The organism is Clostridium chrysemydis (genome assembly GCF_015234215.1).
Lineage (GTDB): Bacteria > Bacillota > Clostridia > Clostridiales > Clostridiaceae > Clostridium > Clostridium chrysemydis.
Map to the genome: position 1 here is coordinate 375,392 of NZ_JADEKP010000002.1, position 26,086 is coordinate 401,477.

Here is a 26,086-nt window from a genome sequence, read left to right on the forward strand (position 1 = left end):
TTAATTTTCTATACAGAAAAAGGAGGTAGAATATATACGAAGGAAAATTAGAATATAAGCAAAAGAGGGTAAGTATAAATGAAGCGTAAAGAATTTTACATTAAAAAACAAAAGAGAAGAAAAAAAATTACTTTGATAGTTTGTGCAATTTTAGTTCTAGGAATAGGAGCATTTGCAATTAGTAAAGCCTTTTCTTCATCGGATGACAAAATAGTAGCAAATGCAAAAAGTGATGATACAAAAAAAGAAAATAATACAGAGCAAAAACCAAAAGTTATCGGACCAAATGATATAATACCTGGAGATAATATTATAAAATCTGCAGAGAGCTATGCTGTTCCAGCAAATATAGTTTATAAAATGATTTTTTCAAAAGAAGTAGTTAAACAGCCAAAATCAGTTTTTTTAACTTTTGATGACGGACCTAGTGAAAATACTGATGAACTTTTAAATATATTAAAAAATGAAGGTGTACATGCCACTTTCTTTGTCTTAGGGTCACAACTTGAAAACAGTGATAAAAACAGAGAAAGACTAAAAAGAGAAATAGATGAAGGAAATGCAATAGCAAACCATTCTTATAGTCATAATTATAAGATTTTATATCCAGGAAATAGCGTAAATCCTTCAAAGTTTATGGAGGAATTTAATAAAACAAATAAGTTAATGCAAGATGTTTTAGGAACAGACTTTGATAGTAAGGTAGTTAGAATGCCTGGAGGATACATATCAAGAAAGTATTACAAAGATCCGCATCTTAAAGAACTTGATAAAGATTTTAAAGAAAACAATATAGTTTCTATTGATTGGGATGCTGAAACAGGGGATGCAACTGGAAGAAACTATACAGTACAGCAAATGGTTAACAACGTAAGTGCTTATGCAAAAAGCGAAAAACACATGGTATTATTAATGCATGATGCGGCAGCTAAGAAACAAACAGTAAAAGCATTACCAGCAATCATAAAATACTTAAAAGGGCAAGGCTATGAATTTAAAGTAATTTCAAACGCTAAACCAGAAGATAAAAATACTACAGCTTCAAATAACGAAAGCAATTCAAATGCTTCAAATCCAGAGCAAAAAGCAACTACTGCTGAATAAAAAACAAGGCGAACTTCGCCTTGTTTTTTTATTTTGCCTAAATGAATTTATTTTAAAAATATATGAATAATGTAATTAGTGTATTAAAATGTAAACAATTCCAGTTATGTATTTATAAAATATGCTATAATTATCCAGAATAATTACAAATTTAGGGGGAAATCAAATGAAGAAAAAATTTTTAAAAGTACTAATAGGTGCAGCTGTTATTAGCGTTATTTCTTTAAGTGGTAGCACGGCTTATGCTTGGGATGGAAAAGAGGATGGAACAGGAACTCATGCTATGATAGTAACTCAAGGAATGGATATATTAAAAAATGATCTATCTAATTCTGAATCAAATGATCTAATAAATAATCTTAATATCTTAAAAGACAACTTACATGATTTTAAACTTGGTTCAACTTTCCCAGACTACGATAAAACTGCTTACGATTTATATCAAGATCACTTTTGGGATCCAGATACTAATAACAACTTCTCAGAAGATAATAAGTGGTACTTAGCTTATTCAATTCCAGATAATGCAGAAACTCAGCTTAGAAAATTTACAGCCCTTGCAAAAAATGAATGGAAAAAGGGTAATTACAAAAAGGCATCATTTTATTTAGGGGAATCAATGCACTACTTTGGAGATATATGTACTCCATATCATGCAGCAAATGTAACTGCTGTCGATAGTCCAGGGCATGTGAAGTTTGAAACTTTTGCTGAGAAAAATAAGGACAAGTATGAAATAACTACAACAGGAAAAAATACAAGTGATGATTTTTATAATAGCATAAAAAATACAGATGATTTTGAAGTTTGGTCAAAAGATAATGCAAAAAAATATGCAAAAGAATCAAAACAATTATATAAAGATTATGCAAATATGAGTGCATCTTGGGATGATTGGGACCACGCTGCAAAGACTGCGTTAGCGAGCGCTCAAAAAGGTACAGCACTTTACTTATATAGATTTTTAAATGACGTAACATTTAATAAACCTATAGATAAAAATGTAAGTGAATTAGTTTTATACATCCACACAAGTGATGTAAAAGATGCAGGAACAGATGACTATATGTATTTTAATGTTAAAACTAAAGACGGAAAAGTTCAAAAATGGTCTTTAGATAATCCAGGAAATGATTTTGAAAGAGGAAGTAATGATACCTACAGACTAAAACTTGATAATAAAAATATTAAATTTAGTGATATAGACAGCATGTATATAACAAAGGAAAAGTTTACAGCAGTAGGAGATGCAGCAAAACTAGAAAATGTTAAAGTTATATGTAATGGGGAAGTTAAGGTAGATAAAGATTTAACTTCTTGGATAAGTGATAATAAAGATGTAACTATATTTAAGTAAAAATATAAGCTAAGTTAAACAATTTAAGTTTAACTTAGCTTTTTATTATCTATATTTATTTAATTCATCATCAAGTGAAACATCTTCAAGAGATTTAAACTCGTCATCTAATGTAGGAGTTTTTAAATCGTTTAAGCCTTCAGCATAACTTTCTTTTTTAGCTATGCTTCTTTCGATATCATCTAAATTAATAGAGTTATCTTTGCTTTGAACGTTTGCCATGATTTCGTTAATTTGCTTTGTTGCATTAGCGTTATTTAATCTTGCACTAGCTTCATCTCTATAACTTCTAGTTTTATCGATTTCTTCTTGTAATTTGATTAAGTTTTCTTTAAGTTCTGAAGCTTTAAGTTTTTGGCTTTCATAAGTTTGTTTTAAAGTTTCGTACTTTTTATCTGATTCTAACTTTAATTTTAAAGCTTTTTTAGCTAACTCTTCGTTATTTTTAGACATAGCAAGTCTAACTTTTTCTTCGTAGTCTTTTGATGCTTCTAAAGCAGCATTCATATTTTTTTCAGTTTCTTTTACGTTACCAAAAATTTGAGCTGATGAGATCTTAGCTTTGTTATAAGATTCTTCCATATCTCTAATTTTTTGGTCTAGTAATTGTACTGGATTTTCTATTGAATCTAAAGCCGAATTTGTTTTTGATTTAAATATGTTTGAAATTCTATTGAATATACCCATTGTATATACCTCCTTGAAAGTTAAATAGTATTTAATAACTCTTTATGTGATTATAATACACTTTTTAAATAATATTGTCTATAGTATAATTCTAAATTCATAAATTAGTAATAATTATTTTTTAGAAGAAAAAGTAATAAATTAAAGCACCGATTATAGCTATAACAGCGATAGCAATAACTATTTTTAAAATCCATGACATATGAAAGCCAGATCCGTTTGAATAGCTTCTACCGAAAAATGGTATTCCAAAGAAACTAAAGCCTCTGTTGTTATAAGAGCTACCCCCATTGTTTTTAGGCGTTTCAGTAGTTGTTTTATTATTTGAATTGTTATTACTGCTATTATTGTTATTTTGTTTATCTTTATTTTCTCCATTATTGTTATATTTATCAGATGTATTAAATTTTGAATTAGACTTATTAGAAGAACTTGAATTTGAATTATTATTGTATTTATTTGATGTATTAAACCTAGAATTTGAACTAGAACTAGGCTTACTTGATTTAGAGCTAGAAGAACTAGAATAGCTACTAGAACTTTTAAAGCCTATAGCGTATGCTGGTATTTGAAGTATAGTTGATGAAAATATAAATATTAAAGATATTATCAAAAACTTAAATATGGATTTCTTTTTGTTTTGCATTGATTTTCCCCTTTCAATCCTTAGCTTATCTTTATTATATCTAGTATATATATATTATCAAATAATAAATTTATAAAAATAAGTAAACTTAATAAAAACTTATGGAATTAAGGTAAACTCTAAAGTAAAATATAGATAACGTAAGAGGAGGTATTAAAATGAATAGAGAAGAGATTGATAGATGGATAGAAAAAGAAAAGAGTACGGTTTTAAGAGATTTTACTGATATTACTTTTGGAATAGATAATATTATAGACTTTAAAGATGGGACAGATATTTCAAATAGATATTTCATTAAAAACATAAAGGTTTTAGATAAGTATTCAGAAAAAATATCTGAGATTGAAGGAATGCTCGGAAAAAAGAAAAAGGTATTATTTTTTACAGTAGATGATTTAGACAAAGAAAAGGTTAATAAGTTAATAGATGATTGCAATGGATATAAAAATCAATATAAAGATGTTTTTGAAAAGATGAGTTTTTGTAGAGAGTGTAAATGCTTAAGTTGCATAAATGATTGTAAATTCTCTTCTTGTAATACTTGCTTTAAGAGAGGAAAGGTTACAGAGTGTGATAAAAAAGAACATGAAATAGTTATGTTTAATAATACAAAAGCAGAACTTTATAATAGCGAAACTATGGTTTATGATACTGTAAATGTATTAACGCAAGTTAATATATTAAGTAAGAATACTTTATATAGAGTTATAGAAGCAAATGGAGATTATTTAATTTTAACTTACAGTAAAGAAATAAACGGAAAAGAGACTTACGGGGAAGTAAAAGATACACAAGCTTTCGATTATGTTTCTGAGGCTTACGAAAGAAATATAGAAAATCTTATATAAAGAAAGAGAATTAGATAATGCATCTAATTCTCTTTTTTTTTAAGATATATTATTTATATAAAATATCTTTTGTTACGTCATTATAATAAATTGAAGACGGATATTTGTTTTCAATTTGTTTTGCATAATCTTTAGCTTGGTCTTTATCACCAGTTGAGTTATAGTATTCAGCTAATTTATATAATACTTCTGGAGTATACATATCTGAATGTGGGAACTCTTGTAATAACATTTTATAATACTCTACTTCTTTTGGAAGATCGTTTAAATTAGCATTAGTAGTTCCTGTAAAGTATAATAAGTGAGGTCTTAAATAATTATCCTTTGAATAAGGAAGTGCAGCATTAAAATCTGTTAACGCTCCAGTATAATCTTTAGCCTTAAACTTATCTAAACCAGCGTGGTATAACTTATCTACACCTTCAGTTGCCATAATTTCATAGGCTTTATTATAAGCATCCATATCTTCACTTGCTACCTTATCTTTTGGGGTAGATGAAAGTATGGCAGATAAATCACCAAAGTTTTTATTTGAAGATGCTAAATTTAAATCATCTACAAGTTTTTGGTTGTGAACTGGAACTGTAGCTTCTTGATTAGGTTTATTAGAGTCTGGTGCACTTTTAGAATTTCCTTTAAAATTAGAAAAAGCAACAGCACCAGCAATTAAAACGCAAACTCCACAAGCTGCAATTATTGGAACCTTTAAATTTTTCTTTGGTTTAGCTTCTGGAATATCACGAATCATTTCTTCAGCTCTAATTTCACCTAAAGTTTTATTTTCGTTATCTGAATTAGAAGGTTCTTCTTCTATTTTTTCTATTATTTCATCGTAGTCATTTTCTTCTGCAGTCTCAATAACAGGTTCATTTAAATTCGGACTTAAATCTTCTATTATAGTTTCTTTAACTTCTTCTATAACTTCAGGTTCTTCTTCTTCATTAGTAGAAGTTACAGAGATTTCTTCAAGAGATGGAGATTCTTCTTTTTCTTTTCTAAGTTTAGCTTTTTCTTCAAGCTCTTTTAAAAGATCATCTTCATCATTTATAGTAGATGCTGCTAATTCTCTTTGAATTTCAGCACGGATTTCAGCTACGTCGCATTTTGTACCTACTATAGTATCAAAATTAAGAGCCTTATGTTTTACTTCGTTATCTATATTACTAAGGAATTCTTTAGCCTCAGCATTGTTGTTAAATTCTGCGTTAGTTTTCCAGTTAATTATAGCTTCTTCAAGTCTACCTAGTTTGTATAAAGAGTTACCCTCGATAGTTAGTGCATCTTCATTGTGGTATTCCTTTTTTAAAACTTTTTCACATGCCTTTAAAGCATCTTCATATTTCCCAGCTTCATAAAGAGCGTGGGCTTTTTTTAATTTCTTATCTGAAATTTTCATTTGTATCCCCTCGAATCTAATTATTGATTACTTATCTATTTTAATACAATTATACTACTTAATTATTAAAATAATATTTCAATTTAAATTTTAACACTATAATAAAGAAATATAAACAAGAAATATTATGATATTTGTAGTATTTTGCTATTTTATTCTAAAAGAATAAAGAATAAATGTAAATATATTATGAATTAATATATAAATAAACAGAAAAAATATTATCAAAATTAAAATATAAAAATAATATTTCTTCTAACAATTGTTAATCATAAAGAATGTTAAAATTTAGAAAAACAAGGTAAAGCAAAGGAATATATTATAACTTTAACAGTATCCTATAAAACATTTATTATCACTTTGAAGTGAAAAAAATGTATAAAAAGTAAATAAAAGGTTGAAAAAGTATGAATTTTAATTTATAATTAAGTGGTAAATATATTAAAGGGAGGAAAAAATATGAAAAAAATAGCAATAACTTTAGCGCTGATTGGAATTATAATGATACCTGGGGTAGCTAATGCTAAGGATAATGATGTCAGTTTTAGTTTTATGATAGATTCTTATAAAGGGAATACAAATTCAGATTTCAGAAAAAGGGAGACTGTTCATTATGATAACCCATGGAAAGTAGATATGTATTCTTCAAATGAGACATCGAATGGAAATTCTTATACGAATTATTGGTTAGAAAAATATAACGGTTCAAATGTAAGTGCAACTCAAAAAGTACAAGTACACGGTGGGGCACGTTATTTTGATGCATATGAATCAGCTTGCAAAGTAGATGTAGCATTAACTGCAGAAAATAACAACTATAATAATTCAAGATATAAGGTAACTGGAATTTGGGACGAAGAAACTTGGTAGTAGAGTGATGTATAATAATCCAACTATAATTATTTTTAGTTGGATTATTTAATTCAAGGGGGAAAGATGAAAGAAGAAATAAAAAAATTTATATATAGTAAAAAGAGTATTGTAGTTTGGGCTCTGATAGTATTAATTATGATTTTTGAAAGTGTATCTTTATATCTAATTACATTAGGGGAAAAAAGTAATTATTATTATCTCGATGTGGCATTTTTATCTGGAAAATCAGAAGGGCATATACCACAGATGATAATTTTTTGGTTTTTACCAATTATTTTGTTATTACTATTTGGAGATAAGGTTTTATCTGAGATAGAAAATGGTACTAGCAATATATACATAGTTAAAAAAAGTAAAAAGAAGTATATAAATGATAAAGTTATGGTAGGCTTTTTAATAGGTTTTGGAGTTGTATTTTTATCTTTAATTATAAACCTTATAATATCATTTTTGTTATTTAAAGATAACAATATAGACATTGAATTCATTGAAAGTATAAAGGGGATAAAGGGGCTAGAGTATTCTTTGTGGCAATTTGAAAACCCTTTAACTTCATATTTGATTTATATTATAATTGCTTCTTGGTTTAGTGGTATTTTGAGTTCTTTTGTGATTTTATTAGGTACATTAATTAAAGACAAAAAAATAGTTATGGCAAGTTCATTTTTTATTTGGTTTTTACTTGTTTCTAGAGGAAGCAAATCAGTTATGAATATTTTTCAGCCATTTAATGAGTTCTCATTAAATGAGCAGATAAGTATTTTTATAGAGTCAAATATCTATGTATTCGTTATAATTTTGATAATTAAGATTATTTTAAAAAAGAGGAATGATTATGTTTAGAAAAATTATAAAGTTTACTTTATTTTGTATATTATTTTTAACTTTTATGTGTTATTTTCAACGAATTACAGACATAGCAGGAATTACTGATAAAACTATATTACAAACTGTAAATGGAGATTTGCAAGGGTTTTGTTCAAAAAGGAATGTGGGTGTTGTCTATGCTATATTAGTGCTGTTAGGTTTTAATTATTTTCATGAAGATAATGTTAACATGATTGTTAAATATAAAAATAGGAATAACTATTTTAATAAAATTATACTTAAACAAATTATTATGGTGAGCTTTATAGTGGCATTTATTCATGGGACTATAAATTTAATCTACAATTATATGTTTATTAAAAATAGTATTTTGGAAAGTTCTAATATAGTAATTAAAAATTACACAAATAGTTTATTATTAAGTTTATTTTATGTAAGTGTTTTATTGATATTTTTATCGTTAAGCAATTATATGAAAAATAATACCTCTATGTTCCTTATGATAATTGCTTTAGGGGTTACATATTATTTTCAAGAAGATAGCAATATTAAAGTATTACCACAAAATTATATTAGTAATATACCAAGATTCATTGAATCAGATAATTGGATTAGGGTAGCTATATTTAGTCTAATTCCATTATTATCATATTGCATTATTTTTTATTTTATCTCAAAGAGTATATATGATAAAAAGGAGTATATTAAATGATTAATAGAAAAAAAATTATATATGCAAGTATTGCAATAGTTATTATAAATAAACTGTTTTTTGTGGGAAATAATTCAAGTGTGAATCCGATTTTAGCTTTGAATCTAGGACCTTTTAGAAGCATTGATGTAATGAATTTAATACCATGGTTTTTAAATTATTCTATTATTGTATATTTATTTTTTGGATATTTTAAAAAGAATTTTACTATGTATGGATATTTAGAAGTTAGCAAGTATAAAAGTAAGATTAGGTGGTTAAATAAAAGAATCTTAAATATGATAGCATATATACTTTTTTTTGTTATCTTAACTCAAATTACAAATATTATTTTTAATATAAAGGGCATTTATGATTTAGATTTTAAGGTGTTCATAATTAGCAATATAAACTATATGTTAGTAATAATACTTCTTTTATTGATTCAAGGAATTTTGGAAGTGAAATTTACAGAAGAATATGCAAGTACAGGGATTATGATTTTTACATTGATTGGATCTCTTTTAGGTGGAGTTTTATATAAATATGAGAAATTTGAAGTGCTTATCTATTTTTTATTACCTAACAATAGTATGGGGTATAGGAATAATCTTATAGATAGAATTGATTTTGGGATTAACCCTAAAGTATCTATGATATTCCTTTTGATATGTATTAGTCTTGTATATATAATTTTTAGGAAAGTTTTTGAGAGAGAGGATATTATATGATAATAGAATTAGTAAATTACAGTAAAAAAATAAAAAATGATTGCGTACTTAATAATATAAATATGAAATTAGAATCAGGGAAAGTTTATGGATTATGCGGAGGAAACGGTTCAGGGAAAACTATGATATTAAGGGCTGTATCAGGTTTAATTAGACCAGATAATGGCGAAGTACAATTTGATGGAAAGATATTAGAACTCGGAGAATTTCCTAAAAGTATAGGGTTAATGATTGGGTTTACAAAGCTTATACCAGAGTATACAGCCATGCAAAATTTGAAAATATTAAATTCAATTGATAATAAGTGTAGTACAGAAGAACTAGAAGATACACTAAGACGTGTTAAACTAGATCCTAATAATAAAAAGAATATTAAAAAGTATTCAATGGGGATGAATCAAAAATTAGTAATAGCTCAAGCTATTATGGGTTCTCCAGATTTGATTTTATTAGACGAACCTACTAACTCGTTAGATGATGAAGCTATAGAATCTGTTAGAGAAATAGTTTTAGAAGAAAAGAAAAAAGGAAATATAATAATAATTGCAAGTCATAACAAAGAGGATATAGATTTATTGTGTGATGAAGTATTTACAATTAAATTAGGGAAAATAGTAAGCTATGAAAAAAAATAATATAATTTTTTTGATTTTATTATTTTTGATAGTTTGTTTTTTAGGATATAAGTATTTTTTTGATGACCCATATCTAAAAAGGAGTATCACAAAAAATAATGTGGAAGACTTTGAAATATCAGAATCTTCAGGGAAAAATACTAAAGATAACTTAGGTTACTTCGATGTATACAATAACAGTAAAGATAGTTTAACAGAAAAATATGGTGGAGGAGAGATGGAAGTAGTTTATCCACCGAATTATATTAGAAGAAATTATTACTATAATGGTGTTAATCAAGAGATGTCTGGCAAAGGGGTTTTAGAATTTAAAGCATCGAAATTTGAAAAGTATAAAGGTGAAAAATTTAGCTTAACAAATGGTACTTATATAGCAGGTAAAGAAATAGATGAAGGAAAATATAAAATTTGTTTAGAAAAAAATACTAGTAAAGATATCTTGAATTTAAATATAGAAAAAGAAAAAAATAAAACTGTGAGTTATACTATTGATAATAACAAAGAGAACTTTTTAGAAATTGTTCTTAATGAGGGAGATATATTAAATATTGAAACTTTTAAATATTTAGATAAATCAGATAGTAAGGGTAAAGAAAATAATTTGCATTTTGAAAAAAGATTAGCTACAATGAATAAAGTCAAATTTGAAAAAAGTTAATTAATAGAACTAGTCCACAGTGATTTAAAAATTTCTGTAGGGTGGTTCTTTTTTTTACAGTAGATTATTCATAAAATGAAGTAAAATAAATTATTTTGGAGGAAAATTTTATGAAGGTTTATGTTTTGATGGGCGGAGTGTCAGAGGAAAGGGAAGTTTCACTTGCTTCTGGAGAAGAAGTAGTTAAATATTTAGATAAAGAAAAGTATGATGTAAAAAAAATCATTATAAATAGTAAAGAAGAAGTGTTTGAAAAGGTAAAGGGTGCAGATTTTGTATTTTTAGCACTTCACGGAAAGTTTGGAGAAGATGGAACTATTCAAGCTATTTTAGATAGTTTAAATATTCCCTATAGCGGACCTAAAGTTTTTAGTAGCACTTTATGTATGAATAAAAATATTAGTAAAATTATAGCTTTAAATAAAAATGTATTAACAGCTCCATGGTGTGTAGTTAAAGATCCTTTAAATATAGATTATAAAAAGATAGAAAAGATAGGGTACCCTGTATTTATAAAACCAACTAGCGGAGGCTCTAGTATAAAAACTTTTAAGATTAATAAAAAGGAAGAAGTTTTAAATACAGTTTTAGAGGTCTTAAAAATAGATAATGAAGTTATGATTGAAAAATATATTAAAGGAAAGGAAGTTAGTTCTTTTGTATTAAATGGAGAAGTTTTTCCAACTATTACCATTAAAACTAAAACTTCTGAGTTTTTTGATTACGAATCTAAATATTTAGAAAACGGAGCAGAAGAAGTATATGAAGAAATAGAAGAATTACTTCAAGAAAAAATAAATGATTATTCTAAAATACTATGGGATGCACTTGGCTTGAAAGGGTATTGTAGAATTGATATGATAATTAGTAATAATAAGGTTTATTTTTTAGAAGTTAATACTCTTCCTGGGTTAACTAAAGAAAGTATAATTCCTAAAAGTGCAAAAACATTAGGGATAGGATTTAGTGAACTTTTAGACCTTATGATTAAATATTCTTAAAATAGGAGTAAGTTATGGATTTTTCAAGTTTTAAGCTTAAAGAAGACGAAGCTATTTATATTCAAATACAAAATTATATAAAAGATATGATAGATGAGGGGATAATTGTAAAAGATAGTAAAATGCCTTCAAGTAGAGACTTAAGTAAAATGCTTAATGTAAGCCGTAACTCAGTTATTTCAGCTTACGAAAACCTAGAACTTAAAGGTGTTTTATATACTATAAAAGGAAGAGGTACATTTGTTTTAGAAAGTAGTAAAAAAGTAAGTGAAAAATGGAGTATTTCCTGGGAAAAGGCAAAATCGAATTATGGTATTTTATCGGAAGATTTAGATATAGTAAAAGGGGAACTCCCTTATAAAAAAGGTGTTATCTCTTTTAAAAGCATTTCACCAGAAGGAGATTTATTTGATATAGATAGTTTTAAAAGATCTTTTTTAAATAGAATATCTACTGAAGGTGATAAGCTTCTTAATTATGGATATGCAAAAGGGTATAAACCTCTTATGGAATATATCTTAAAATATATGGAGAAAAAAGGAGTAAAAACAGAAGGAAAAGATATAATTATAACTAATGGTTTTACAGAAGGTTTAGATTTAATAATTTCAGCTTTTACAGAAAAGGGAGATAAAATCTTACTTGAAGATCCAAGCCACAATACAGCTATTAAACTTATGAAAGTAAACGGCTTAGATTTAATAGGTGTTCCTATGAAAGAAGATGGAATTGATTTAGATATATTAAAAGAAAAATTAAAATCTAAAAAAATAAAGTTTGGATACCTAATTCCCTCTTATCACAATCCAACTGGAATAATTTTAAGTGGAGAAAAGAGAAGGGAAGTTTATAATATTTTTAAAGAATATAACGTTCCTATAATAGAAGATGGATTTAGTGAAGAACTTTTACACAATAACTCTCACCTAGCACCAATTGCAGCTTTAGATAATTATAGTAATGGGGTTTTATATGTTTCTTCTTTTTCAAAAATATTATTTCCAGGACTTAGGATAGGTTGGATTATAGGAAGCAAGGAGGCTATAAATACCTTAGAAAGTGTAAAGAGGTGCAAAAATATCCATACTTCATTTTTAGATCAAGGTATTTTATATGAATACCTTAGAAGTGGAGAGTTTAATAAGCATATTAAAAGGGTAAGGAAGTTTTACAAAAGCAAATATGAATACGCCTTAAAATGCATAGAAAAGTATATAAAGCCTGATTTTATATGGGGAGAAGGTGGTCTTCATATTTATGTAGGATTTAAAGAGATAGATACAGATGAATTATTAAAAAGATGCTATAAAAAAGGTGTATTATTTATGAGAGGCGATGTGTTTAAAGTAGAAACTAAAAATAATAATACTTTTAGGCTTGGTATATCTAGAGTTTCAGAAGAAGAGATTTTAAAAGGAATTAAAATAATTGGAGATACTTTAAAAGAACTTAGAGAAGTTTAATAGTTTTTATCTATATGGTAGAATATACTTACATTTTTAATTTTTGAAAGGGGAGCCTAAAAATGAAGGTTACAATAAAAGATGTAGCAAGCCTTTCTGGCGTTTCTAAATCTACAGTTTCAAGAGTTTTATCTAATGACTCTAGAATAAGTGAAACAACAAAAGAAAAGGTAAATGCTGCAATAGAAAGACTTAATTATAAGCCAAACGTAATAGCTAGAAGTTTAGCTATTAATAAAACTAAGATTTTAGGCGTAATAATTCCAAGGGAAGCAGAAGATTCTTTTTCAAATCCTTTTTTTATTCAAGCTATGAAGGGAATGAGCATTTGTGCTGGAGAAAAGGGATATCATATAATGTATTCTTTTAGTGAGGAAGAAGAAGGACTTATTAAAAGCATAAACGACTTTTCATCAAATAATATGATAGATGGAATTTGCCTTTTAAGTACGACAGTTAACGATAAATGCATTAAAAGCTTAAATGATAAAAACTTTCCCTACGTAACTATAGGAAGACCTGAAAATCCTAAAGAAGGTTTGTGGGTAGATAACGATAACTTTAAAGCTATGGAAGATGTGGTTTTAAAATTAATAGAAAAAGGTCACAAGAAAATAGGGTTTGTCGGGGCTAAAAAAGATATGAATGTATCAAGAGATAGACTTGGAGGGTATCTTCAAGGGATTTTGGTAAAAGGGATAAATATAGATAGAAATATCATAAAAGAAGGAGAAAGCTTTACTATAGAAGAAGGATATAAATTATCTAAAGAAGTTTTAAAAGAAGGTGTAACAGCTATAATTGGAACTGATGATTTGTTAGCACTTGGAATACTTGAAGCTGTAAACGAAAGCGGCAGAGAAATTTCTGTTGTAGGATTTAATAATATTTCAATTGCAAAATTTCAAAAGCCAGCCCTTTCTTCAGTAGATATTAATGGAAGTGAACTTGGATACTCTGCAATTGAGCTTTTAATTAATAAATTAGAAGATAAAGAAATAAAAGAAAATTTTAAAATTGTAAAAACAGAACTTATAGAAAGGGAATCTTTAAGGTAGATTCTTTTTTTATCACTCTTTTGTGCAAACGGTTGCACAAAAGGTGAAATAATTAGTATTAAAGAGTATTATAGAGATAATTTTAAAATTTGAGGGTTTATAGATTTTGAGAATTTTAAATTTTTAAGTATAATACAATTATGATAGTGCAAACGGTTGCACGGAGCTTAGCTAGTGGAGGAATATTATGAAAAGAATATGGTGGAAGGAAGCCTGCGGATATCAGATTTATCCAAGGAGTTTTAAAGACTCAAATGGAGATGGAATCGGAGATATAAATGGAATTACTTCTAAATTAGATTATATAAAAGATTTAGGGATAGATGTTATTTGGATTTGTCCTATGTACAAATCTCCAAATGATGATAATGGGTATGATATAAGCGATTATAAAGATATCATGGAAGACTTCGGTACTATGGAAGACTTTGATAATTTCTTAAGAGAAGTTCATAAAAGAGATATGAAGTTAATTATTGATTTAGTTGTAAATCATACAAGCGATGAGCATCCTTGGTTTTTAGAATCTAGATCTTCTAAAGACAACGAAAAGAGAGACTGGTATATTTGGAAATCTGGAAGTGAAAATAAAGAACCAAACAACTGGGAAAGTATCTTTTCAGGAAGTGCTTGGGAATACGATGAAAAAACAGGCGAGTACTATATGCATTTATTTACTAAAAAGCAGCCAGATTTAAACTGGGAAAACAAAGATATGAGAAACGAAGTTTACAAAATGATAAACTGGTGGCTTGATAAAGGGATAGATGGGTTTAGAGTAGATGCTATAAGTCACATCAAAAAAGAAGAGGGGCTTAAGGATATGGATAATCCAAATGGTGATAGATACGTTTCATCATTTGATAAGCATATGAATCAAGAGGGTATACATGATTTCTTAGAAGAATTAAAAGAAGAAACATTTAAAAAATATGACATTATGACAGTTGGAGAAGCTAACGGAGTGAGTTCAGAAGATGCAAACCTTTGGGTTTCAGAAGAGTCTGGGAAATTCAATATGGTATTCCAATTTCAGCATTTAGACCTTTGGGGGGCTGAAGATGATTTTAAATTAAATGTTAAAGAGCTAAAAGAAATATTAAGTTCTTGGCAATATAATTTAGAAGGAGTCGGTTGGAACGCTTTATTTATAGAAAATCATGATATTCCAAGGGTAGTTTCAAAATGGGGAAATGATACTAAATATAGAAAAGAAAGTGCAAAATCATTAGCCCTTATGTATTTTATGCAGTGCGGAACGCCTTTTATATATCAAGGGCAAGAAATAGGAATGACTAACGTTAGGTTTGAATCTATAAAAGAATACGATGACGTTAAATCAATAAATATTTATAACGAAAGTTTAGCACTTGGAGAGTCTAAAGAAGAGGCTTTAAAATACGTTTGGGCAGTATCTAGGGATAATACTAGAACGCCTATGCAGTGGGATGATTCTTTAAATGCAGGATTTACAGAAGGAAAGCCTTGGATAAAAATTAATCCTTCATATAAAGAAATAAATGTTAAAAAAGAAGAAGAGGATGAAAATTCTATTTTAAATTTCTACAAAAGGATTATAAAAATAAGAAAAGAAAATGATGCACTTATATATGGTAAATACGATTTAATCTTAAAAGATGATGAAAAAATATATGCATACACTAGAAAATTAGAAGATGAGAAATTTATTATAATATGTAATTTAACAGAAGAAAAAGCATTATACGAGTATGAAGAGGTAGTATTAAAAGGGGAAAATCTTATAATTTCAAATTATGAAGTATCAGAAACAGAAGATACTAAAAAGATTTTATTAAAACCTTACGAGTGTAGACTTTACAGAATTTAATATAAAAGGATATTGAGAAAAAGAGGAGTGTTAATAATGAAGAAGTTCAAATTAGGTTCATTTGATTTCTGGCAAAAGTTTGGTAAGGCATTACTAGTAGTAGTTGCAGTAATGCCAGCTGCTGGAATAATGATTTCATTAGGTAAAGTTTTAGGAATGTATATCGATGTTTCTATAGTTAAGACTATTGCAAGAGTTATGGAAGATATCGGTTGGGGAATTATTGGGAATTTAAACATATTATTTGCAGTAGCTATAGGTGGTTCTTGGGCAAAAGAACGTGCAGGTGGTGCTTTTGCAGGGCTGTTAGCTTTCGTTTTAACTAATAGAATAACAGGGGTTATATTTGGTGTAACTAATGATATGCTATTAGAAAAAGGTTCGACAGTTCACTCTTTATTTGGAAGCGAGCTTATAGTAAAGGATTACTTTACATCGGTTTTAGGAGCTCCAGCTTTAAATATGGGAGTTTTCGTTGGAATTATAGCAGGATTTTTAGGGGCGTACCTTTATAATAAATATTATAACTTTAACAAATTACCAAACTCTTTAGCTTTCTTTAACGGTAAAAGATTTGTACCATTTATGGTTATTGTAGGTTCTACAATAGTTGCAATTATACTTTCAATAGTTTGGCCAATTTTACAATCAGGATTAAACGCCTTTGGTGCATGGCTTGCAGCTTCAAAAGATTCAGCACCGATTTTAGCTCCATTTGTATACGGTACATTAGAACGTTTATTATTACCATTTGGACTACATCACATGCTTACAGTTCCTATGAACTATACAGAACTTGGAGGAGTTTATCACATATTAACAGGACCAGCTGCTGGAACAACTGTTGCAGGACAAGACCCTCTATGGCTTGCTTGGATTACAGATTTAAATAACTTAAAAGATGCTGGAGATATGTCAGCTTATAATAATTTACTTCATTCAGTAACTCCTGCAAGATTTAAGGTAGGACAAGTTATAGGATCATTTGCTTCATTAATGGGTATAGCGCTTGCTATGTATAAAAATGTTGATAAAGAAAAGAAATCAAAATATAAACCAGTATTTTTATCAGCTGCCCTTGCAGTTATATTAACAGGTGTAACAGAACCTATTGAATTTATGTTTATGTTTATATCACCAATTCTTTATGTTGCTTATGCAGTATTAACAGGTATAGCTTTTGCCCTTGCAGATATTGTGAATTTAAGGATACATGCCTTTGGAGGAATAGAGTTTTTAACAAGGACGCCTCTTATGATAAATGCAGGATTAATTGGAGATTTAATTAACTTTGTTATAGCTTGTGTAATTTTCTTCTTTGCAAACTACTTTTTATTTAACTTCTTAATTAAAAAGTTTAAAATAGCTACTCCAGGAAGAAGGGGGAACTATATAGACGATGAAGAGGAAGAAGAGTCTAAAGGAAAAGAATCTAATGAGAAGAGAGTAAATGCTATAATAGAGTTATTAGGTGGCAAAGAAAATATAGAAGATGTTGATGCTTGCATGACAAGGCTTCGTGTAACTGTAAAAGATATAGATGAAGTAGGAGATGAAGCTTCTTGGAAAAAAGAAGGAGCTTTAGGATTAATTTTAAAAGATAAGGGAGTACAGGCTATATACGGACCTAAGGCAGATGTCTTAAAGTCTGATATACAGGATGTATTAGGATTATAAAAATGAGATTATTAACTTTAAATTGCCATAGCTTTATGGAAGAAAACTATGAAGAAAAGATTTTAGAGACAGTAAAAGTTATAGCTAAAAATGATTATGATGTTATAGCCTTTCAAGAGGCAAGTCAAAGCATAGATTATTTAATAGAATATGATAATCTTAGAAATGATAATTATGCTTTAAGAATACAAAAGGAACTTAAAAAGTTAAATAAAGATTATAACTTATTTTGGGATTACTCTCACATAGGATATGATAGATTTGAAGAAGGGCTTGCAATTTTAACTAAAAAAGAAATGATTTCTAAAGAAAGCTTCTTTGTATCAAAAATAAAAGATAAAAGCTACTGGAAAACAAGAAAAATATTAAAGGTAACTATAAAAGAAGAAAACGAGTTAATAGATATTTATTCTTGTCATCTAGGGTGGTTTAAAGATGAAGAAGAAAGTTCAAAATATCAAATAGATGAAATAATGAAAAAAATAGATAAAAATAGAATATCTATTCTTATGGGAGACTTTAATAGTGAAGCTTATGTAGAAAATGAAGGGTATGATTATTTAACAAAAGAATATTCACTTTTTGATACATTTAGCTTAGCAGAAAATAAAGATTCTGGGATTACAGTAATCGGTAAAATTGACGGCTGGGAATCTACAGTAGATAAGAGGATAGATTTAATACTATCTAATAAAAAGATTAAAGTAATAGAATCTAAAGTGATATTTAATGGAAAAAATGAAGCTGTAGTATCAGATCATTTTGGATTAGATGTAGTTTGTAACTTAAATTAATATAAATAAATAACGTAAAAAACGGTAGTATAAGTACTACCGTTTTTTATGTTCTCATCTTAAATTCTTTAGAGCATTTTTTGCAAGTTACGATTATATTTTTTTTACCTCTTGGTAATCTGAGTTTTTGTTTGCAGTTTGGGCATTTAACTATTTTAAACTTCTTTTTTTGGTCTATACTGTATTTCATTCTAGAAAACATCTGTGAAAAACCAAATCCTAAATGTTCAAAAGTTATTCTAGGCATATAAGGTATAGCTTTGCCACGCTTACTTAAAAAAGAATTTGCTTTAGATATAAATTTATAGTTTTCACCTTCACGTTTAACTATATTTTTAGAAAGTGCTCTAAGTATTACAATAAATATAAGAGCTAGTCCTAAAATACTTATAAACGGAATGAACATAGAAAGTATTCCACATAAAAGGTTTAATACAAGTAAAAATAAAGATAATAAGTCAAAACCGTATCTATTTTTAAAAAATTTCATTTTATCACCTCAAAAAAATCATTAAAAACATTCTATCATATAAATACTGTGAAAAAAATGTTAATTGTATATTATTAATAAGTTTTATAATATTTGCAAATGATATAATGAAATTAAATAAATCTAAGGAGGAGAATATAATGAATGAAATAAAAAAAATAATAAAAGCTGAAGAAGAAAAGATGGTAAAACATCATTCTGATAAAAAATATGAAACAGTTACTCAAGAAGAAAGAATAGAAATGAAAAAAGAAGAAATAGCAAAAGGCGACGAAGATAAAAATAAAGAATGGGAACTTATAAGATAGTTATAATATTGTAAGCATAGAAAGAAAAATTAAATCTTTCTATGCTTTTTTTTAAACATTATTTCATGCATTAAATATATAAAAAGGATACAAAATAAATAAGTGAAAATTATTTAAAAAATAATGTAGAAAAATTAACAAAATAATTATTTACAAATACTAAGAGAAAGAGTATTATTTAACTATAAGTAGAAGATAATTAATATTCAATAATAATAAATATCTTGGAGGGGTTAAGATGAAGGTAATAGTAGTTGGATGTACACATGCTGGAACAGCAACAGTTGTAAATTTAAAAAAGGAATATAAGGATGCTGAAATAACTATCTACGAAAGAAACGATAATATTTCATTTTTATCATGTGGGATTGCACTTCATGTAGGTGGAGTAGTTAAGGCACTTGAAGATATGTTTTATAGTTCACCAGATGCCTTAGGCACTTTAGGTGTTAAAACAAATATGAAACATGATGTTTTAGATATAGATTTTGATAATAAAAAAGTTAAAGTTAAAAACTTAGAAACTAATGAAGAGTTTTATGATAACTATGATAAATTAGTTTTAACTATAGGCTCTTGGCCAATAGTTCCAAAGTTTGAAGGCGGAGATTTAGATAATATACTTCTTTGTAAAAATTACAATCATGCAAAAGAAGTAGTAAGAAGAGGAAAAGATGCTAAAAGCGTAGTTATTATAGGTGCAGGTTATATTGGAGTAGAACTTGCTGAAGCTTTTGAAGTTTTAGGAAAAGAAGTTACTTTAATAGATGCAGAAGAAAGAATTATGCCAAAGTACTTAGACAAAGAATTTACAGATATAGCAGAAGCTGAATTTAAAAATCACGGAATTAATTTAGCGTTAGGTGAAAGAGTTAGCCGTTTTGAAGGAAAAGATGGAAGGGTAACTAAAGTAGTTACTGATAAAGGAACTCATAATGGAGATTTAGTTATATTATGTATTGGATTTGCACCTGCAACAGCTTTAGTTAAAGGTAAATTAGATACATTAAGTAATGGCGCTATAATAATAGATGAATATATGAGAACTAGCAAAGAAGATGTTTTTGCAGCTGGAGATTGTTGCGTTGTTAAATACAACCCAACAGGAGAAGATAGATATATTCCTCTAGCAACAAATGCAGTTAGAATGGGAACTTTAGTAGCTAAAAATATTAAAGAGCCTAAACTAAAATATATGGGAACTCAAGGAACATCAGGTATTAAAATATACGATCAGTGTATAGCTTCAACTGGTTTAACAGAAGAGGGAGCGGCATTAGTTCCTGGATTAAATATCGGAGTTTCAGTTTTAAAAGATGATTACAGAGCTGACTTTATGCCTACTACAGAAAAAGCTATGGTTAAAATAGTTTTTGATAAAGATACAAGAAGGGTTTTAGGAGGCCAAATAATCTCTAAAGAAGACTTAACTCAATTTATGAATACACTTTCAGTTGTAATTCAAAATAAAATGACAGTAGAAGAACTTGCAATGACTGATTTCTTCTTCCAACCGCACTTTAATAAACCTTGGAGTTTATTAAATGCAGTGGCACTTGAAGTTTTAAAATAAATTTTTAATAATTTATGATAATTAGCTGCATCTTTTAATAAGGTGCAGCTTTTAAGCGTATAAAATATATCTTCTAGATTTAAAATAATACTATTAATTTTAATATAGGAGTGGATTTTATGAATATAAAAATAGAAGAAAACGCTAAAAAAGTATTAGTTGAACTTTTAGGTAGTAGTAAAGATGAATATATAAGGATTAAAGCAATGCTTGCTTGTGGTTCAAGTTATTATGAATTATATACAGACTTTAAAAGGGAAGATGATATGGAGGAGAAATTTGATTCTATCCCATTTGTTTTTGATAAATACACATATAAAGCAGCAAAAAATATTGAGATAAAATATGATAAAGAAATCTATAACAATGGATTTTATATAAAAGATATTAAAAAGTAGTATGATTTACAGAAAAGTAATATTATATTTGTCCTGTCTAAATCAAAACTAACTGGTATAAAATGCTTAAATATGCTACAATTATGGAGTATTTTTTTATAATGGAGGAGTTTATTATGAAACACATCAAAACAATAAACAAAACTAACATCAAAAACAGCTTAAAAAAACCTGGATGTAAAGAGTGTGCTAACTCATGTCAATCAGCATGTAAAACTTCATGTACAGTTGCAAACTTAGAGTGCGAAAACTAGTATAAAGTTTTAAAAGTTAGTTGTTAAATACAATGAAAAGGCTAAATGATATGCTAAACAAAAAAGCATATCATTTAGCTTTTATACCATATACAAATGGAGGAGTTTTAAATGGCATTAATTCATAAATTTAAACAAGGAAACGATTGTTTTATCCTTGATGTAAATACAGGAGCAGTTCACGTTGTAGACGAATTAGTATACGATTTAGTAGACGATGAAAAGCTTAGAGAAAAAGAAGTTTTACTAAGTGAACTTAAAGATAAATATAAAGAAGAGGAACTAAGTGAAGCTTACGATGAAATAAAACAATTAGTAGACGAAGGTTTACTATACACTAAAGATATGTATGAAGATATCGCACATAGTTCTATGGATGATAGAGATTACATAAAAGCAGTATGTTTAAATATAATCCACGGCTGTAACTTAAGATGTAAATATTGCTTTGCAGATGAAGGTGAATACCACGGACACAAAGGTGTTATGACTTTAGATACTGCAAAAAAAGCAATAGATTACGTAGTTAAAAGAAGTGGTCCTAGAAGAAACATCGAAATAGATCTTTTCGGTGGAGAACCAACTATGATAATGGATACTATAAAAGATATAATAGCATACGCTAGAGAAAACGAAGAAAAGTGGAAGAAAAATATAAGATTCACTATGACTACAAATGCTACTCTTTTAAATGATGATATGATGGACTTTATGGATAAAGAAATGGGAAATATAATCCTTTCTTTAGACGGAAGAAAAGAAGTTAACGATAATGTTAGAATTAAAGTTGATGGAACTGGTTCATACGATGATATCCTTCCAAACATCAAAAAGATGGTTGAAAGAAGAGATAAGAGCAAACAATTCTACGTAAGAGGAACATTTACTGGAGCAAATACTGATTTTTATAATGATGTAATGGCTATGGTAAACGAAGGATTTAGAGAAATTTCAATAGAGCCTGTTGTTCTTGAAAAAGGTCACGCTTTAGAACTTAAAGAAGAGCATTTAGATGAAATCTTTAAAAACTACGATGAATTATTTGATGAAATGTCAAGAAGAAAGAGAGAAGGGGACGAGTTTAACTTCTATCACTTCAATATAGACTTACAAGGTGGACCTTGCGTTTATAAGAGAATTTCAGGATGTGGTTCAGGATTTGAATATGTTGCTATAACTCCTCAAGGAGACGTTTATCCATGTCACCAATTCGTAGGAAAAGAAGAGTTTAAATTAGGAACAATATATGATGATTCATTTGATAAAGAACTTTCAAAAGAATTCAAAAAAGCACATATTTACAACAAGCCAAAATGTAAAGAGTGTTGGGCTAGATTCTACTGTAGTGGTGGATGTCAAGCAAACAACTTCTCATTTAATGGGGATATGAAAATTCCATATGAACTTGGATGTAAAATGCAAAAGAAAAGAATTGAATGTGCTATAGCTTTAAAAGCAGTAGAATAAAATTTAGGGGGTAGTTAGTTATGAAAGAGTATATACTAGATAACGGAGCTAAACTTATTTATAAAAAAGGAGTTTCAAGCCTTACATCTATTAGTATTTCAATAGATGCAGGGGCAGCTACTGAAGAAGATTTATTTGGAGTAGCCCATGCAACTGAACATATGGTGTATAAAGGAACTTTTAAAAGAAGTGAAAGTGATATAAATAAGGAATTAAGTGAGATATTTGGTTTTCAAAATGCTATGACTAATTACCCTTATGTTATATATTATGGAACATTATTAAGCGAAGATTTAAAAAGAGGTTTAGAACTTTTTAGTGATATTATATTAAATCCATCATTTAAAGAAGAAGGATTTAAAGAAGAACTTTCTGTAATTAAAGAAGAATTAAAAGAGTGGGATGACGATTTAGAGCAGTATTCAGAAGATAAGTTATTTTTTAATACATTTAATAATAGAAGGATTAAATACCCTATTATAGGTAGAATAGAAGATTTAGATAGATTAACTTTACAAGATATAAAAAGATTTTATAAAAATAGATATACCTTAGATAATATAAGTATAGCTGTAGTTACAGATTTAGAATTTAACGAAGTTTTAGATGCAGTGCATAAATATTTTAACAAACAAACAAAAAATGAATCTTTTATAAAAGAAGCTTCTTATGATATAGAATTTAATGAATACAAAAATACTAGAGAATCATCAAACACTTCAAGGATTTTAAGAGTATATCCTATAGATAATTTAAATCTTAAAGAACTTAGCGCTTTAAGAGTAATAAATGAACTATACGCTGAAGGGGTAGACTCAATCCTTTATACTAAATTAAGAACAGAGAGAGGGTTAGTTTACGACGTTCTTCCTAAAATAGCTTTTGAAAAATATATAAAGCTCTATAAAATAGGTTTAAATATTTCAAAAGAAAATATAGATGAGGCACTTTATGTGTTAGATTTATCTAAGGAAGAATTACATTCTAAGCTTAAAAATATAACTAAAGAAAAAATAAATTCTTTAATTAAATCTATCAAGCTAAAAAGATTATTTAAAGAAGAACAAAGTATAGTTTCAGCTAAAGAATTATCAACATATAATACTATGTTTAATGACTTTACCTTATATGAAAGAGAAATGGATATTCTTAAAGATATAGAAGGAGAAGACCTTTTAAGTGCTTATAAAAAAGTATTTAAAAATTGTTCTACTGAGATAGTAATAAATAAATAATTGTTTTTAAAAGGAGTTTTTCTACTCCTTTTTTTATTTTAGGGTAATATATAAAAGAAGTATTTTTAAAAGGAGATTACAATGGAAAGAGAATTACCTTTATTAAGTGAATTAATAAAATACCACAAAGAAAACAACTTAATTTTATCTATGCCAGGAAATAAGTGTGGAAAGGCATTTTTAAGAGATGAAATAGGAAAAGATTTTGCAGAAAATATGGGTTTTTTAGATATAACGGAAGTAGATCCATTAGATAATCTTCAGCATCCTGAAGGGATAATAAAAAAATCACAAGAATTACTAGCAAAAGCTTACAAAGTAAAATCAGCGTATTTTATGGTTAATGGAAGTTCAGGTGGAAATCTTATTTCTATTTTTAGCGCCTTTAATGAAGGTGATGAGGTTTTAGTTGAAAGAAACTGCCACAAATCAGTTTATAACGCTCTTATAATGAAAAAACTTAAAGTTACTTATATAGAGCCTGTAATAGATGAAGAAAAAGATATATTTTTACCTCCAAGTAAAGAAAAAATTTATAATGCATTAGAAAAATCAAAAAATCCAAAAGGAATAATTTTAACTAACCCTAATTATTTTGGGATAACTTATGATTTAGAAGAAATATTAAAAGATTTAAAAACTAAAGGTCTTAAAATAATAATAGACGGTGCACACGGTGCACACTTTGGCTTTTCTAAAAGATTACCTAAAAATATTTGGCACTTAGGAGATTACGTTATATTAAGTGCACACAAAACTATACCATCATTAACTCAAGGCGGGTATCTTTTAGTTAATGATAAATCAGAAAATCTAAGATTTTATATGAATGCATTAATGACAACATCGCCATCATACTTAATAATGGCATCTTTAGATTATGGAAGATATTATTTAGAAAAGTATGGTGAAGAAGATTATGATAGATTAATAGATTTAGGAGAAGAATATAAAGAAAAGATAAATAAAATAAATGGGATAAATATTTTATCTAGTGAAATGCTAAAAGAAGATTATGACGTTGATAAAAGCAGGTATATAGTTCTTTTAGATAAAGGATATTGCGGTCATAAGCTTTTAGAATATTTAAGAGATAAAAAAATTCAATGCGAAATGAGTTTTAGTCGAGGTGTAGTTTTAATATTATCACCTATAAATAAAAGAGAAGATTTCAAGCTTATTTTAAAAAGCTTAGAAGAACTAGATTTAAATACTATAAAATCTATAGATGAGGCAGAGTTTTATAGTATCTCTCCAAAGAAGATGTTAGAACCTTTTGAAGTTTTTAATAGCGAAACTAAAGAAGTTACTTTTGAGGAAAGCATAGGTAAAATTTCAAAAGAAGCTTTAATTCCATATCCTCCTGGAATACCATTAATATGTCCTGGAGAAATAATAACAAAAGAAGCAATTAAAATAATAAAAGAATATGTAGATAATAAAAGAGATGTTTTAGGCATTGAAAACGAAAAAATTAAAATAATTATAGAAAAATAATTATTTATGTAACACAAAAAAGGTATCTCTCATAAATTATTATTGTAAGTACAAACTTTAATATAATAGTAGGAGATACAAAACAATGAGTTGTGGAAGAAATAATTGTAAAGATAACAAATGTGAAAGAATAGAACATGCAGCAAAAGAACTTGCTTGCAAAGCTCAAAAATTACAAGCATGCATTATAGAACTTTTAGAAAAAGCTGAATGTTTACAAAGAAAAGCTGATTGTTTAGAAAATAAAGCTAATTGTTTAAGAGAGCAAGCTTTAAGATTTGATAATGAAGCTGCTAAATTAGACTGTGAAGCTGAAGAATATATTAAGAGAGCAAGAATTTTAAGTGAAAACTTAGCTGAATTAATGAAGAGAACTGATTGCTGCTTTATTAAAGCTGTTGAATGCTTTAAAGAAGAATGTAAAGAAGACGAATGTGACTTCGATTGTGACGGTTGCTGGAGATAGTTCGATATATAAAGAAGGATGTGCACTTTGCACATTCTTCTTTTTGTTTTATAGAAAAGAATAAAAAGAAACCAGGTAAGAGAGACTAAGACTATATAAATT

Annotated in this window: 27 protein-coding genes; 23 read left to right on the forward strand and 4 right to left on the reverse strand. The window is 27.6% G+C overall.

The genetic code is table 11. The annotated features are described in order from the left end of the window. Window positions 1–78 precede the first annotated feature (78 nt). Together INR60_RS09680 and INR60_RS09685 are read left to right on the forward strand one after the other, a co-directional pair. Complete coding sequence (locus INR60_RS09680; protein WP_194191317.1) at window positions 79–1,104, forward strand: polysaccharide deacetylase family protein; 1,026 nt, start codon at window positions 79–81, stop codon at window positions 1,102–1,104. Between the two features lie 166 nt (window positions 1,105–1,270). Next, entirely contained in the window at window positions 1,271–2,461 is a 1,191-nt protein-coding gene (locus INR60_RS09685; protein WP_194191318.1) for a zinc dependent phospholipase C family protein, read from the forward strand. Window positions 2,462–2,506: 45 nt separating this feature from the next. Here INR60_RS09685 and INR60_RS09690 read toward each other — a convergent pair whose 3' ends face one another. Beyond that, entirely contained in the window at window positions 2,507–3,148 is a 642-nt protein-coding gene (locus tag INR60_RS09690) for a PspA/IM30 family protein (RefSeq protein WP_194191319.1), read from the reverse strand. 121 nt (window positions 3,149–3,269) lie between these two features. Beyond that, a complete protein-coding gene (locus INR60_RS09695; RefSeq protein ID WP_194191320.1) occupies window positions 3,270–3,794 on the reverse strand; it encodes a hypothetical protein in 525 nt (174 codons plus the stop codon). A gap of 158 nt (window positions 3,795–3,952) precedes the next feature. Here INR60_RS09695 and INR60_RS09700 point away from each other — a divergent pair, with 158 nt between their 5' ends. Continuing rightward, window positions 3,953–4,642: a ZZ-type zinc finger protein gene (locus INR60_RS09700; protein ID WP_194191321.1), complete on the forward strand. Its 690-nt coding sequence runs from the start codon at window positions 3,953–3,955 to the stop codon at window positions 4,640–4,642. Window positions 4,643–4,691: 49 nt separating this feature from the next. On the opposite strand, the gene INR60_RS09705 is transcribed toward INR60_RS09700, so the two are convergent. Further along, window positions 4,692–6,038, reverse strand: a complete 1,347-nt coding sequence (locus tag INR60_RS09705; RefSeq protein WP_194191322.1) for a tetratricopeptide repeat protein — start codon at window positions 6,036–6,038, stop codon at window positions 4,692–4,694. A gap of 459 nt (window positions 6,039–6,497) precedes the next feature. Between INR60_RS09705 and INR60_RS09710 the strand changes: the two genes are divergently transcribed. From INR60_RS09710 to INR60_RS09765, 12 genes are all read left to right on the forward strand, one after another. Then, window positions 6,498–6,908, forward strand: coding sequence for a DUF2712 domain-containing protein (locus INR60_RS09710; protein WP_194191323.1), 411 nt, complete (start codon window positions 6,498–6,500; stop codon window positions 6,906–6,908). A 66-nt stretch (window positions 6,909–6,974) separates the two neighbouring features. Continuing rightward, entirely contained in the window at window positions 6,975–7,754 is a 780-nt protein-coding gene (locus INR60_RS09715; RefSeq protein WP_194191324.1) for a hypothetical protein, read from the forward strand. Continuing rightward, complete coding sequence (locus tag INR60_RS09720; RefSeq protein WP_194191325.1) at window positions 7,747–8,451, forward strand: WxPxxD family membrane protein; 705 nt, start codon at window positions 7,747–7,749, stop codon at window positions 8,449–8,451. Before INR60_RS09715 ends, INR60_RS09720 begins: the two co-directional genes overlap by 8 nt. After that, window positions 8,448–9,161 (forward strand): DUF2705 family protein, encoded by a 714-nt coding sequence (locus INR60_RS09725; RefSeq protein WP_194191326.1) that lies wholly within the window; start codon window positions 8,448–8,450, stop codon window positions 9,159–9,161. Before INR60_RS09720 ends, INR60_RS09725 begins: the two co-directional genes overlap by 4 nt. Then, window positions 9,158–9,796 (forward strand): ATP-binding cassette domain-containing protein, encoded by a 639-nt coding sequence (locus INR60_RS09730; RefSeq protein ID WP_194191327.1) that lies wholly within the window; start codon window positions 9,158–9,160, stop codon window positions 9,794–9,796. The genes INR60_RS09725 and INR60_RS09730 overlap by 4 nt, the downstream gene beginning before the upstream one ends. A 100-nt stretch (window positions 9,797–9,896) precedes the next feature. Continuing rightward, a complete protein-coding gene (locus INR60_RS09735) occupies window positions 9,897–10,454 on the forward strand; it encodes a hypothetical protein (protein ID WP_194191328.1) in 558 nt (185 codons plus the stop codon). Between the two features lie 110 nt (window positions 10,455–10,564). Further along, window positions 10,565–11,455: a D-alanine--D-alanine ligase gene (locus INR60_RS09740; RefSeq protein WP_194191329.1), complete on the forward strand. Its 891-nt coding sequence runs from the start codon at window positions 10,565–10,567 to the stop codon at window positions 11,453–11,455. Between the two features lie 14 nt (window positions 11,456–11,469). Then, window positions 11,470–12,918, forward strand: coding sequence for a MocR-like pyridoxine biosynthesis transcription factor PdxR (gene pdxR, locus INR60_RS09745; RefSeq protein WP_194191330.1), 1,449 nt, complete (start codon window positions 11,470–11,472; stop codon window positions 12,916–12,918). A 62-nt stretch (window positions 12,919–12,980) separates the two neighbouring features. Further along, window positions 12,981–13,976: a LacI family DNA-binding transcriptional regulator gene (locus tag INR60_RS09750; RefSeq protein ID WP_194191331.1), complete on the forward strand. Its 996-nt coding sequence runs from the start codon at window positions 12,981–12,983 to the stop codon at window positions 13,974–13,976. Between the two features lie 187 nt (window positions 13,977–14,163). Then, window positions 14,164–15,825 carry a glycoside hydrolase family 13 protein gene (locus INR60_RS09755; RefSeq protein ID WP_194191332.1) on the forward strand — a complete coding sequence of 554 codons (1,662 nt, stop codon included), beginning with the start codon at window positions 14,164–14,166 and terminating at the stop codon, window positions 15,823–15,825. 36 nt (window positions 15,826–15,861) lie between these two features. Further along, on the forward strand, window positions 15,862–17,502 hold the full coding sequence (locus INR60_RS09760) for a PTS transporter subunit IIBC (protein WP_194191333.1): 1,641 nt from the start codon (window positions 15,862–15,864) through the stop codon (window positions 17,500–17,502). A 2-nt stretch (window positions 17,503–17,504) separates the two neighbouring features. After that, the gene (locus tag INR60_RS09765) at window positions 17,505–18,296 is read left to right on the forward strand and encodes an endonuclease/exonuclease/phosphatase family protein (protein ID WP_194191334.1); all 792 of its coding nucleotides are present in this window, start codon (window positions 17,505–17,507) and stop codon (window positions 18,294–18,296) included. Between the two features lie 46 nt (window positions 18,297–18,342). On the opposite strand, the gene INR60_RS09770 is transcribed toward INR60_RS09765, so the two are convergent. After that, the gene (locus INR60_RS09770) at window positions 18,343–18,786 is read right to left on the reverse strand and encodes a hypothetical protein (protein ID WP_194191335.1); all 444 of its coding nucleotides are present in this window, start codon (window positions 18,784–18,786) and stop codon (window positions 18,343–18,345) included. A gap of 140 nt (window positions 18,787–18,926) precedes the next feature. Here INR60_RS09770 and INR60_RS09775 point away from each other — a divergent pair, with 140 nt between their 5' ends. The 8 genes from INR60_RS09775 to INR60_RS09810 all read left to right on the forward strand — a co-directional run bounded on the left by INR60_RS09775 (window position 18,927) and on the right by INR60_RS09810 (window position 25,984). Then, window positions 18,927–19,094: a hypothetical protein gene (locus INR60_RS09775; RefSeq protein WP_194191336.1), complete on the forward strand. Its 168-nt coding sequence runs from the start codon at window positions 18,927–18,929 to the stop codon at window positions 19,092–19,094. Between the two features lie 238 nt (window positions 19,095–19,332). Then, window positions 19,333–20,667: an FAD-dependent oxidoreductase gene (locus INR60_RS09780; protein ID WP_194191337.1), complete on the forward strand. Its 1,335-nt coding sequence runs from the start codon at window positions 19,333–19,335 to the stop codon at window positions 20,665–20,667. Window positions 20,668–20,786: 119 nt separating this feature from the next. Then, a complete protein-coding gene (locus tag INR60_RS09785; protein ID WP_194191338.1) occupies window positions 20,787–21,065 on the forward strand; it encodes a hypothetical protein in 279 nt (92 codons plus the stop codon). Window positions 21,066–21,181: 116 nt separating this feature from the next. Then, window positions 21,182–21,319 carry a six-cysteine ranthipeptide SCIFF gene (gene scfA, locus INR60_RS09790; RefSeq protein ID WP_035279055.1) on the forward strand — a complete coding sequence of 46 codons (138 nt, stop codon included), beginning with the start codon at window positions 21,182–21,184 and terminating at the stop codon, window positions 21,317–21,319. 111 nt (window positions 21,320–21,430) lie between these two features. Continuing rightward, entirely contained in the window at window positions 21,431–22,786 is a 1,356-nt protein-coding gene (gene scfB / locus INR60_RS09795) for a thioether cross-link-forming SCIFF peptide maturase (protein WP_194191339.1), read from the forward strand. A gap of 20 nt (window positions 22,787–22,806) precedes the next feature. Next, complete coding sequence (locus INR60_RS09800) at window positions 22,807–24,021, forward strand: M16 family metallopeptidase (RefSeq protein WP_194191340.1); 1,215 nt, start codon at window positions 22,807–22,809, stop codon at window positions 24,019–24,021. 81 nt (window positions 24,022–24,102) lie between these two features. Continuing rightward, complete coding sequence (locus tag INR60_RS09805) at window positions 24,103–25,518, forward strand: aminotransferase class I/II-fold pyridoxal phosphate-dependent enzyme (RefSeq protein ID WP_194191341.1); 1,416 nt, start codon at window positions 24,103–24,105, stop codon at window positions 25,516–25,518. Window positions 25,519–25,603: 85 nt separating this feature from the next. After that, entirely contained in the window at window positions 25,604–25,984 is a 381-nt protein-coding gene (locus tag INR60_RS09810) for a hypothetical protein (protein ID WP_194191342.1), read from the forward strand. Window positions 25,985–26,086 lie beyond the last annotated feature (102 nt).

Coding starts and splice junctions, on each gene's coding strand:
- INR60_RS09680 (WP_194191317.1), top strand. CDS start 79: ATGAAGCGTAAAGAATTTTACATTAAAAAACAAAAGAGAAGAAAAAAA.
- INR60_RS09685 (WP_194191318.1), top strand. CDS start 1,271: ATGAAGAAAAAATTTTTAAAAGTACTAATAGGTGCAGCTGTTATTAGC.
- INR60_RS09690 (WP_194191319.1), bottom strand. CDS start 3,148: ATGGGTATATTCAATAGAATTTCAAACATATTTAAATCAAAAACAAAT.
- INR60_RS09695 (WP_194191320.1), bottom strand. CDS start 3,794: ATGCAAAACAAAAAGAAATCCATATTTAAGTTTTTGATAATATCTTTA.
- INR60_RS09700 (WP_194191321.1), top strand. CDS start 3,953: ATGAATAGAGAAGAGATTGATAGATGGATAGAAAAAGAAAAGAGTACG.
- INR60_RS09705 (WP_194191322.1), bottom strand. CDS start 6,038: ATGAAAATTTCAGATAAGAAATTAAAAAAAGCCCACGCTCTTTATGAA.
- INR60_RS09710 (WP_194191323.1), top strand. CDS start 6,498: ATGAAAAAAATAGCAATAACTTTAGCGCTGATTGGAATTATAATGATA.
- INR60_RS09715 (WP_194191324.1), top strand. CDS start 6,975: ATGAAAGAAGAAATAAAAAAATTTATATATAGTAAAAAGAGTATTGTA.
- INR60_RS09720 (WP_194191325.1), top strand. CDS start 7,747: ATGTTTAGAAAAATTATAAAGTTTACTTTATTTTGTATATTATTTTTA.
- INR60_RS09725 (WP_194191326.1), top strand. CDS start 8,448: ATGATTAATAGAAAAAAAATTATATATGCAAGTATTGCAATAGTTATT.
- INR60_RS09730 (WP_194191327.1), top strand. CDS start 9,158: ATGATAATAGAATTAGTAAATTACAGTAAAAAAATAAAAAATGATTGC.
- INR60_RS09740 (WP_194191329.1), top strand. CDS start 10,565: ATGAAGGTTTATGTTTTGATGGGCGGAGTGTCAGAGGAAAGGGAAGTT.
- pdxR (WP_194191330.1), top strand. CDS start 11,470: ATGGATTTTTCAAGTTTTAAGCTTAAAGAAGACGAAGCTATTTATATT.
- INR60_RS09750 (WP_194191331.1), top strand. CDS start 12,981: ATGAAGGTTACAATAAAAGATGTAGCAAGCCTTTCTGGCGTTTCTAAA.
- INR60_RS09755 (WP_194191332.1), top strand. CDS start 14,164: ATGAAAAGAATATGGTGGAAGGAAGCCTGCGGATATCAGATTTATCCA.
- INR60_RS09760 (WP_194191333.1), top strand. CDS start 15,862: ATGAAGAAGTTCAAATTAGGTTCATTTGATTTCTGGCAAAAGTTTGGT.
- INR60_RS09765 (WP_194191334.1), top strand. CDS start 17,505: ATGAGATTATTAACTTTAAATTGCCATAGCTTTATGGAAGAAAACTAT.
- INR60_RS09770 (WP_194191335.1), bottom strand. CDS start 18,786: ATGAAATTTTTTAAAAATAGATACGGTTTTGACTTATTATCTTTATTT.
- INR60_RS09775 (WP_194191336.1), top strand. CDS start 18,927: ATGAATGAAATAAAAAAAATAATAAAAGCTGAAGAAGAAAAGATGGTA.
- INR60_RS09780 (WP_194191337.1), top strand. CDS start 19,333: ATGAAGGTAATAGTAGTTGGATGTACACATGCTGGAACAGCAACAGTT.
- INR60_RS09785 (WP_194191338.1), top strand. CDS start 20,787: ATGAATATAAAAATAGAAGAAAACGCTAAAAAAGTATTAGTTGAACTT.
- scfA (WP_035279055.1), top strand. CDS start 21,182: ATGAAACACATCAAAACAATAAACAAAACTAACATCAAAAACAGCTTA.
- scfB (WP_194191339.1), top strand. CDS start 21,431: ATGGCATTAATTCATAAATTTAAACAAGGAAACGATTGTTTTATCCTT.
- INR60_RS09800 (WP_194191340.1), top strand. CDS start 22,807: ATGAAAGAGTATATACTAGATAACGGAGCTAAACTTATTTATAAAAAA.
- INR60_RS09805 (WP_194191341.1), top strand. CDS start 24,103: ATGGAAAGAGAATTACCTTTATTAAGTGAATTAATAAAATACCACAAA.
- INR60_RS09810 (WP_194191342.1), top strand. CDS start 25,604: ATGAGTTGTGGAAGAAATAATTGTAAAGATAACAAATGTGAAAGAATA.